The sequence below is a fragment of the Aeromonas sp. QDB30 genome, assembly GCF_027707645.1.
Lineage (GTDB): Bacteria > Pseudomonadota > Gammaproteobacteria > Enterobacterales > Aeromonadaceae > Aeromonas > Aeromonas caviae.
The window spans coordinates 1-9,004 of the sequence record NZ_JAPCIY010000106.1 but is presented as its reverse complement, the minus strand read 5'-3'; the positions used below and the strand labels follow the sequence as shown (position 1 = coordinate 9,004).

Here is a 9,004-nt window from a genome sequence, read left to right as displayed (position 1 = left end):
TGTTTGGAGACAGCCAGTTTACCAGCACCCTGTCTGTCAACTTCCACTTCCCCAAGATCCCGCGAAGAACCTTTTTTGTTGCCCGTTTCCGGGTGACCGGCGTGTTGCCCTGCTTCCCTCTCGCCACGGCCAGCAAAAAGGGCACCCTGGTGGTGCCCCATTTCCTGGTCAGGTTCCTTACAGGGGCAGGCTGATCCGCGCTTCCAGCCCCTCCTCCTCGCGATTGTGAAGGCTGAGCTCACCGCCGTGCTGGTGCACCAGGGTACGGGCGATGGCGAGCCCCAACCCCACGCTGCCCGACTCGGTATTGCGGGCTTCATCCAGGCGCACGAAGGGCTTGAACACCTCCTCCAGCTGGCTCTCCGCAATCCCCGGCCCCTGATCGCGAACCAGGATCAGCAACTCGCCGTCACCGCGCACCAGCGAAACCTCGGCACCCCCTGCGTACTTGATGGCGTTGCCGATGAGGTTTTGCAGTACCCGGCGCAGGGTGTTGGCCCGGCAGGCGTAAACCTGCTTGCCCTCGGCCAGGCAGGTGACGGGCTGGCCCATGTCGGCATAGTCGTCACACAGGCTCTCCAGCAGGCTGACCAGATCCAGCTCCCGGGTCGCCTCCTGCTGCCCCTCCTCCCGGGCAAAGCTCAGGGTCGCCGCCAGCATCTGCTCCATCTGCTGCAGGGTCTGCTGGAAGCGGTCCTTGTCTTCCCCGTCCGCCAGAAACTCGCTGCGCAGCCGCAGGCTGGTGATGGGGGTGCGCAGGTCGTGGGAGATGGCGGCCAGCATCCGGGTTCTGTCCTGCACGAAGCGATCGAGCCGGGTGTGCATCCGGTTGAAGGCCTGGATGGACTCGCGGATCTCGGTGGGCCCCTCCTCGCGCAGGGGCTCGATGTCCTCACCACGCCCCAGCCTGTCGGCGTTGGCCGCCAGTTGCTTGAGGGGACGGGTCGCCCGGCGGAACAGCCAGATCATCAGGCCGATCACCAGGCTCGCCACCAGCAGCAGGTTGAGGGTCGTCTGCCAGGACCAGCTCGCCGTCTCCTTGTCCACCAGGGAGCTGAACTGGAGCCAGCCGCCGTTGGGCAGTTCGATGGAGCCGTAGAGCCGCATGTCCTGGGGCGGCGGCATGCCGTTGCGATCCTTCATCATGCGGTTGTGGTGCTGCCAGGCCCGGCTGCGCTGGATGTCCTGCTTCAGCTCGGCGCTGATCTCCACCGCCAGGGAGGATGGATAGCCGAGCTTGGCCCGCACCAGCTTCTCGAAGCGGGGGCTGCGGTTGTCCGGCTGCAACGGCTCGTCGGCCAGACGCAGCAGCAGGGTCTCGCTGCGGCTTGCCTTGAGGATCTCGTGATAGAGGGAAGGAGGAGAGAGGGAGAGCAGGCGCACCACGGAGATGATCCGCTGCATGGCGTTGCGGCTGTTGACGTAACCGAGGGCCTCCTCCCTGTCCGAGCGGTAGATCTGGATACTGAGCAACTGGATCAGTACCAGCCCCGCCAGGGCCACCAGCACTATCTGGCCGGTCAACCCCTTGGGCAGCAGCCTGGCGAAGACGCGCTTGATCATGTCGGCCTCACTCCTGGGTCACGTCGGCAGCGAACAGGTAACCGCCACCCCAGATGGTCTTGATGAGCTCGGGATTCTTGGGATCCCGCTCCAGCTTGCGCCGCAGTCGGCTCACCAGGGTATCGATGGCGCGATCGAAGGCCACCGCCTCCCGGCCACGGGCCAGATCCAGCAACTGATCCCGGCTCAGCACCCGCTGGGGCCGCTCCAGAAACACCTTGAGCAGATCGAACTCGGCGGTGGAGAGGCTCATCCCCACCCCCTCCTCGTCCACCAGCTCACGGCGATTGACGTCGAGCAGCCAGCGATCGAAGCGCAGATCCCGGGTCAGGGTCTCCGGCACGGGCAGGCTCTCTACCTGGGTACGGCGCATCACCGCCTTGATGCGGGCCAGCAGCTCCCGCGGGTTGAACGGCTTGGAGAGGTAGTCGTCCGCCCCCATCTCCAGGCCGATGATGCGGTCCGTCTCCTCCCCCATGGCGGTAAGCATGATGATCGGCAGGCGGGATTTGACCCTGAGCTCGCGGCACAGGGTGAGGCCATCCTCCCCCGGCATCATCAGATCCAGCACCAGCAGATCGAACTCCCGCTCATCCAGCAGCCGCTTCATCTCCTTGCCATCCCGGGCGCAACTGACGCGCATGCCATGCTGCTCCAGAAAGCGCTTGAGCAGATCGCGGATCTCGCTGTGGTCATCGACCACCAGAATATGAGGGCTGCCTTGGTTCATCATCATTTCTCCGTTATCGGGCTGGGGCGATTATACGAAAATCAACCGGGCGGGTTGTGTCAAAGTGTGCCAGCACGCCCCTGTGCCACACTCTGCTACAAAATAGGCTTCTACTGGCAAATTTCAGACACTTCCACGGTGTTTACTGGATACCAAGGCGAAAGAGCCTCTACCCGTACACATCCGACAGGAGTTACCCATGAAAAAGCTGACCAAGACCCTGCTGACCGCCACCCTGATCCTCGGCCTGCCGCTGGGCGCCTATGCCGCCAGCGAGGCGGTCTCCACCGCGCAACCGACCCAGGCCACGGCGACCGGTTGCCCCATGGACGGTACCGGCATGATGGGCGGCAAGCATCATGGCGGCCGCCACGACAAGATGGCCCGCATGAAGAACATGACCCCGGAACAGATCCAGGCCCATCTGCAACAGCGCTACGACAAGATTGAAGATCCGGCCAAGAAGGCGGAGTTCGTGAAGAACCTTGGTCTGCGTGCCGACGGCATGATCAAGCATGCCGAGGTGATGAAGCAGTTCGCAGAAGCAAATCAGTAAGTCGAAGTGATGAAGCAGTTCGCAGAAGCAAACCAGTAAAGCGAAGTAATGAAGCCGTTTGCCGAAGCAGACCAGTAAGTCGAGGTGATGAAGCAGTTCGCATAAGCAAACCAGTAAGTCGACGTAATGAAGCGGTTTGCCGAAGCAGACCCGTGATCCGGCGGGGCCCTGCCCCGACACCGGCGAAAACGACAGGGTGGCGCAAGCCACCCTTTTTTGTCTCCACCCCCCCGTTTTTTCACCTTTTCCTGCCTGGCCGCATCATGTTATGTGAGCGATAACAAACGTTTCACTTTCGAAATAAATCATAATGGTCCCTCACACAACAGACGCGGGCACGATCCCGGACACAGTGGACAGGAGTCGTTATGGGATGGAATCTGGGCACAATCAAGGGGCGCTATACCGCCGTTTTTCTGGGCTTCATGGCGCTGGTGTGCGCCCTGACGGTGATCGGCATCCAGATCTGGATCACCCCCGCCCTGCAAAAAGCGGGGGAGGAGAACGTGGCGCTGCGAGTCGGCGAGATAGCGACCGACATCCGTGACCAGCTCAACGGGGTGCAGACCCAGTCGCGCAGCATTACCCAGCTGGTGGCACAACTGCCGAGCGAGCAGATAGATGCCCAGCTCCCGGCCCTCATCGACCAGTACGGCAACGGCATGGTCTTCGGTGGCGGCATCTGGCCCCTGCCGGACAAGCGGGAGGCGGGACGCGCCAAGTTCAGCACCTTCTTCCACAGGGATGCGTCCAACGCCCTCATTCCCAACACCTACTGGAACTCGGCAGAGGCGCCCAACTATTTCGATCAGCCCTGGCACAAGGCCGGTCAGCAGGCGCCCCGTGGCGTCTGTGCCTGGGCCGCCGCCTACAAGGATGGCGCGAGCCAGCAGCCGAGAACCAACTGTGCCATGGGGATCTACCAGGATGGTGCACTCTACGGGGTGTCGACCATAGACGTCACCCTGGGCTTCTTCAACGACCTGGTGGCCAAGAAAGAGCAGGAGATCGGCGGTCAGGTGATGATCATCGAGGCTGACGGCAAGATCCTGAGTCGCAACGCCCGTCTGACCGGGGATGTGGTGCTCGGCAACCTCTCCGCCCACGCCGACTATCCCTTCGCCCTCGCCATCAGCGGCTTGCTGGGCCAGGATGCGAGCAAGGGGCAGCTGCGCACCACCTTCCAGGATCAGGGTGAGGAACAGACCCTGCTGATGGAGGCCATCGAAGGGACCCCCTGGCTGCTGGCCACCGCCCTGCCGACCCGCACCCTGACCCAGGACAGCCGGGATGTGCTCGCCACCCTGGCGAGCATCCAGCTCCCCCTGGCGGGGCTGCTGTTCGTGCTCATGGTGCTGGCCATCAGCCAGCTTGGCAGCCGCCTGCAGACTCTCAAACTCAACATCGACGCCCTCAGCGCCGGCGACGCCGATCTGACCGCCCGCATCGAGGTCAAAGGGCATGACGAGCTGGACAACATCGCCCTGTCGGTCAACCGCTTCATCGCCTTCCTGCAACAAATGATGGTGCAGGTGACCGCCGCTACCGACCTCATCACCCGCGAGCTGGCCCAGCTCGATCAGCAGACCGGGCAGGCCAGGCGGATCCTGGGAGAACACGCCAGCGAAACCGATCAGGTCGTCACCGCCCTCAACGAACTCAGCTCCACCGCCGACAGCGTTGCCCGCCACGCCAACGACTCCGCCAGCTTCACCGAGGCCGCCAACGGTCAGGCGGCCAGCTCCCGCAAGGTGGTGGGGTCGGCCTCCGCCAGCGTGGTGGCCCTCATCGACGAGGTGGATCTCGCCGCCGCCAAGGTGCTGGAGATGCAGGAAGATGCCCAGCAGATCGGCAGCGTACTCGGGGTGATCGGCGGCATCGCCGCCCAGACCAACCTGCTGGCGCTCAACGCCGCCATCGAGGCGGCCCGGGCCGGTGAACAGGGCCGGGGCTTCGCGGTGGTGGCCGACGAGGTGCGTGCCCTCGCGGCACGCACCCAGAACAGCACCGCCGAAGTGGGCAGCATGTTGTCACGGCTCACCCAGGGGGTCGCCGAGGCCGTGGTCGCCATGGAGCAGACCAAGCGCAGTTGCCAGGCGGCGGCCGACACCACGGGGCAGGTCACCGGCGGCCTCGACACCATGGCCGACGCCGTGGTGCAGATCCACGATCTCAGCAGCCAGATCGCCACCGCTGCCGAGGAGCAGAGCCGGGTGACCGAGGAGATCAACCGCAACATGGTGAGCATTCGCGACATGCTGAACCTCCTGGTGGAGAACGGCGGCAACACGGAGCAGAGCGCCGCCACCCTGCTGGGGTCCAACCGCCAGTTGCTGGCCCTGGTACACCGCTTCAAGGTGTGAGCCTGAACACCAGACAGCAAAAAGGGGCCCTCGGGCCCCTTTTCATTCACTTTGCCAGGACTCAGGCCTTGTTGGCCAGGTTCAGGGTCTTCACGGTCTCGCCTTCGAACTTGATGACCACGTTCTTCTGGGCCACTTCGGAGTCTTTCAGCAGGGACTTGGTGGTCTCGGCCAGCAGCGGGGAGGCCTTGTTCAGAGCGTCCAGGTCATAGGTCCACACTTCCAGACCGGCGTCGGTCTTGGTGCTGGCCGGGGCGCCCAGCTTGTCCTTGATGGCCTGCTTGTTGGAGCCGCCTTCCTTGATGTCCAGGGCCTTCTTGATCGCTTCGTTGGAAGCGGTGTCCATGGCGTTGCCAGCCATCTCTTTGGCGGTGCTGGTGACGCTGCTGGTCACGGTGTCGGTCAGGGAATCCATCAGGCCGGCGTGGGCAACCAGAGGCAGGGCGGTCAGGGCAATCAGCAAGGACTTTTTCATGAAGATACATCTCGCAAGAATGAAAAGAGCGCGCATGAAACCAGCGGGATGAATTGGAGTCAAGAAAATCCCTTGGTCAAGCCGTATTCGGGGGGGAAAAGCCCCGTAGCGGCTCCGACCAGTGCCCTTGTCAGCCGCTGAGCTGGTCCTTGCCCGCCAGCTTGGCCCGGTAGAGCGCCCTGTCGACCCGTGCCATCAGGTGGGACACCTGCTCGTCGGGGTCGGACTCCACCAGCCCGAAACTCAAGGTCACGGGCTCGCTCCCCTTGACCCTGGCATGGCTCAGGCGCTGCCTCAGCTTTTCGGCCACCACCCGGGCGTCGGGCAACCGGGTATTGGGAAGCACCAGCATGAACTCGTCACCCCCCCAGCGGGCCAGCAGATCGATCTCGCGGATGCAGCCCCGGGTCAGCTGCACGATATCGATCAGGGTCTGGTCCCCCACCCCGTGGCCATGGCGATCGTTGATCTGCTTGAAGTCGTCCACGTCCATGGCGATCACGGCAAAGGGCTCCTTGAAGCGCTTGGCGCGCTCATGCTCCAGCCGCACCGCCTGCTCCAGCCGATAGCGGCTGGCCGCGCCGGTCAGGGAGTCCGTCTCCGCCAGGCGGCGGTTCTCCTCCACCTGGAACTGCAATGCCTGGTTGAGCCGCTCCAGTTCGGCGGTACGCTGCGCCACCTGCTGCTCCAGGGTGCGGTTTTGCAGCTCCAGCCTGGCGTAGAGTTCCCGCTGGACGTGGATGTTGCGGTGTGCCCCCACCATCCTGGCGACACTGCCGTCCGGGTTGCGTGCGACGATGCGGCCGCAATCCGCCACCCAGAGGTAGTCACCGTTACGGCAACGGCAGCGGTATTCGGCCCGGTAGTCCGCCGCCCGCCCGCTCAGGCAGGCATCGAAGCTCTCCATGACCTGCGCCAGATCGTCCGGGTGGATCAGGTTCTCCCAGGTGAAGACGGTGTTGTCGAGGGAGTGTGGCTCATACCCCAGCATCTGATACCAGCCGGGATAGCGATGGACATAGCCGGTGTTGGCATTCCAGTCCCAGAGACCGTCGCTCACGACCTCCAGCATGCCGCTCATCACGGCCTCGTCGAGGGCCGGTTGCCTTGTCATCTCATTGTCATGCAGCATGAAAACCTTCCTTGTTCTGCTACTCGGCGCCACGGATCCGCTTGTTGACCTGGCGGGAAAACCGGGCCTGCCGGTCGAGCCTTCAAGGGGGCGACTGGCCTCGACACCCCGTCATGACTGGTTATCGGCCAGGTTGCTCTCTTGTTGAACAACAGTAGCAGCCCGCACACTTTCGAGTCTTGCGCGCCGTCACGCTCCCTTCCGTTCTTCTGCCGGCCAGATTGCACCACGGCGGTGCACACCTTTGGCGCAGCCCTGCCCATATTGGGCAAGCCTCGCTGACCAGGGCTGCGATTAATAAGTAAGTGTATGAATAAAAAGAAAAATACTTTTCTGGCGCAATATTTGCCTTTATCTGGGTGAACCACAAGGATTGGGGATATTGCATGAAATTAATCACCGCCATCATCAAGCCGTTCAAACTCGACGACGTGCGCGAAGCCATCGCCAACCTCGGCGTCGAGGGGCTGACGGTTTCCGAGGTCAAGGGGTTTGGCCGCCAGAAGGGGCACACCGAGCTGTACCGGGGTGCCGAATACCAGGTGGATTTCCTGCCCAAGGTAAAGCTGGAGATCGCCACCCTGGCCGACAACGTCGAGCAGATCATCGAAGCCATCAGCAAGGCCGCCCACACCGGCAAGATAGGTGACGGCAAGATCTTCGTTTATGACCTGCAGGCCGCCGTGCGCATCCGCACCGGCGAGACCGACGCAGACGCCCTTTGATACGACTGGAACTGAGGAATACGACATGGAAGAGTTGATCACATCCGTCAGCGAGCTGCGCTATGCACTCGACACCTTCTACCTGCTGATCTCCGGCGTGCTGGTCATGTGGATGGCCGCCGGGTTCGCCATGCTCGAAGCCGGCCTGGTCCGCGCCAAGAACACCACCGAGATCCTGACCAAGAACATCCTGCTCTATGCCATCGCCTGCATCATGTTCCTGCTGGTCGGCTACAACATCATGTACGTGGACAACAGCGCCGGCGGCTGGCTGCCGAGCTTTGGCAGCCTGATGGGCAGCCAGGCGGACGACGCGGGCCACTCCCTGCACTCCGACTTCTTCTTCCAGGTGGTGTTCGTCGCCACCGCCACCTCCATCATCTCAGGTGCGGTGGCAGAGCGGATGAAGCTCTGGTCCTTCCTGCTGTTCTGCGTGGTGATGACCGGCTTCATCTACCCCGTGGAAGGCTACTGGAGCTGGGGCGGTGGCTTCCTGAAAGAGGCGGGCTTCTCCGACTTCGCAGGCTCCGGCATCGTCCACATGGCGGGCGCTGCCGCTGCCCTGGCCGCCGTGCTGCTGCTCGGCCCCCGTCGCGGCAAATATGGCAAGCAAGGGGAGATCTACCCCATCCCCGGCTCCAACCTGCCGCTCGCGACCCTGGGCACCCTGATCCTCTGGATGGGCTGGTTCGGCTTCAACGGTGGCTCCCAACTGGCGCTCTCCAGCGCCGCTGACGCCACCGCCATCGGCACCGTGTTCGTCAACACCAACGCCGCCGCGGCCGCCGGTGTGGTCGGCGCCCTGCTGGTCAGCAAGCTCACCTGGGGCAAGGCGGATCTCACCATGATCCTCAACGGCGCCCTCGGCGGTCTGGTCGCCATCACCGCCGACCCGGCCTCCCCCAGCCCGCTGTTCGCCAGCCTGATCGGCGCCCTGGCCGGTGCCCTGGTGGTCTACGCCATCGTCGCCTTCGATCGCCTGAAGATCGATGATCCGGTCGGTGCCATCTCGGTACACGGCGTCTGCGGCCTGTTCGGCCTGATGGTGGTGCCCTTCTCCAACACGAGCGCCACCTTCGGTGCCCAGTTGCTGGGTGCTGCCACCATCTTCGGCTGGGTCTTTGTCGTCTCCCTCGTGGTCTGGAGCCTGCTCAAGGCCACCATGGGCCTGCGGGTCAGCGAAGAGGAAGAGATGATGGGTGTGGATGTCCACGAGTGCGGCATCGATGCCTACCCCGAGTTCGTCAGCGTCAAATCCAGCATCTAAGCACGCCATCTGCTTGCGGGGCCCGGGGGACACCTCGGGCCCCGTTTTTTTGGCGGCTCGGCGCCCCTGAAGGCAGGAGGACGGTTCGAGCGATGCCACTCTGCCAAGTAGCCGGTGAGTATCTATTCACCAGGACGGGGTTGACGGCATCAGTTCTGCCGGGATGGGATAATCTGTCTTCTCGATGCACGCC

General features: G+C 63.3%; 9 protein-coding genes. 5 read left to right on the top strand and 4 right to left on the bottom strand.

Annotated elements, in window-relative coordinates:
* On the top strand, positions 1 to 194 hold a 194-nt coding region (locus PG896_RS19635; RefSeq protein WP_270836108.1), incomplete at its 5' end, for a hypothetical protein.
* Here the strand turns inward: PG896_RS19635 and PG896_RS19630 are convergent.
* Positions 178 to 1,563, bottom strand: coding sequence for an ATP-binding protein (locus tag PG896_RS19630; RefSeq protein WP_223953897.1), 1,386 nt, complete (start codon positions 1,561 to 1,563; stop codon positions 178 to 180). The two genes, PG896_RS19635 and PG896_RS19630, sit on opposite strands and share 17 nt — an antisense overlap.
* Positions 1,564 to 1,570: 7 nt before the next feature.
* Positions 1,571 to 2,293: a response regulator gene (locus tag PG896_RS19625; protein WP_069651538.1), complete on the bottom strand. Its 723-nt coding sequence runs from the start codon at positions 2,291 to 2,293 to the stop codon at positions 1,571 to 1,573.
* Positions 2,294 to 2,492: 199 nt separating this feature from the next.
* Between PG896_RS19625 and PG896_RS19620 the strand changes: the two genes are divergently transcribed.
* Positions 2,493 to 2,849 (top strand): hypothetical protein, encoded by a 357-nt coding sequence (locus PG896_RS19620; RefSeq protein ID WP_010675900.1) that lies wholly within the window; start codon positions 2,493 to 2,495, stop codon positions 2,847 to 2,849.
* A 368-nt stretch (positions 2,850 to 3,217) separates the two neighbouring features.
* Positions 3,218 to 5,212, top strand: coding sequence for a methyl-accepting chemotaxis protein (locus PG896_RS19615; protein WP_043154966.1), 1,995 nt, complete (start codon positions 3,218 to 3,220; stop codon positions 5,210 to 5,212).
* A 61-nt stretch (positions 5,213 to 5,273) separates the two neighbouring features.
* On the opposite strand, the gene PG896_RS19610 is transcribed toward PG896_RS19615, so the two are convergent.
* Together PG896_RS19610 and PG896_RS19605 are read right to left on the bottom strand one after the other, a co-directional pair.
* A complete protein-coding gene (locus tag PG896_RS19610; RefSeq protein WP_010675902.1) occupies positions 5,274 to 5,687 on the bottom strand; it encodes a hypothetical protein in 414 nt (137 codons plus the stop codon).
* A 130-nt stretch (positions 5,688 to 5,817) separates the two neighbouring features.
* Complete coding sequence (locus PG896_RS19605; protein ID WP_270836107.1) at positions 5,818 to 6,819, bottom strand: sensor domain-containing diguanylate cyclase; 1,002 nt, start codon at positions 6,817 to 6,819, stop codon at positions 5,818 to 5,820.
* A 386-nt stretch (positions 6,820 to 7,205) separates the two neighbouring features.
* Between PG896_RS19605 and glnK the strand changes: the two genes are divergently transcribed.
* Positions 7,206 to 7,544, top strand: coding sequence for a P-II family nitrogen regulator (gene glnK, locus PG896_RS19600; RefSeq protein ID WP_010675904.1), 339 nt, complete (start codon positions 7,206 to 7,208; stop codon positions 7,542 to 7,544).
* A 25-nt stretch (positions 7,545 to 7,569) separates the two neighbouring features.
* Positions 7,570 to 8,811, top strand: coding sequence for an ammonium transporter (locus tag PG896_RS19595; protein ID WP_042864817.1), 1,242 nt, complete (start codon positions 7,570 to 7,572; stop codon positions 8,809 to 8,811).
* The last annotated feature ends 193 nt before the right edge of the window (positions 8,812 to 9,004 follow it).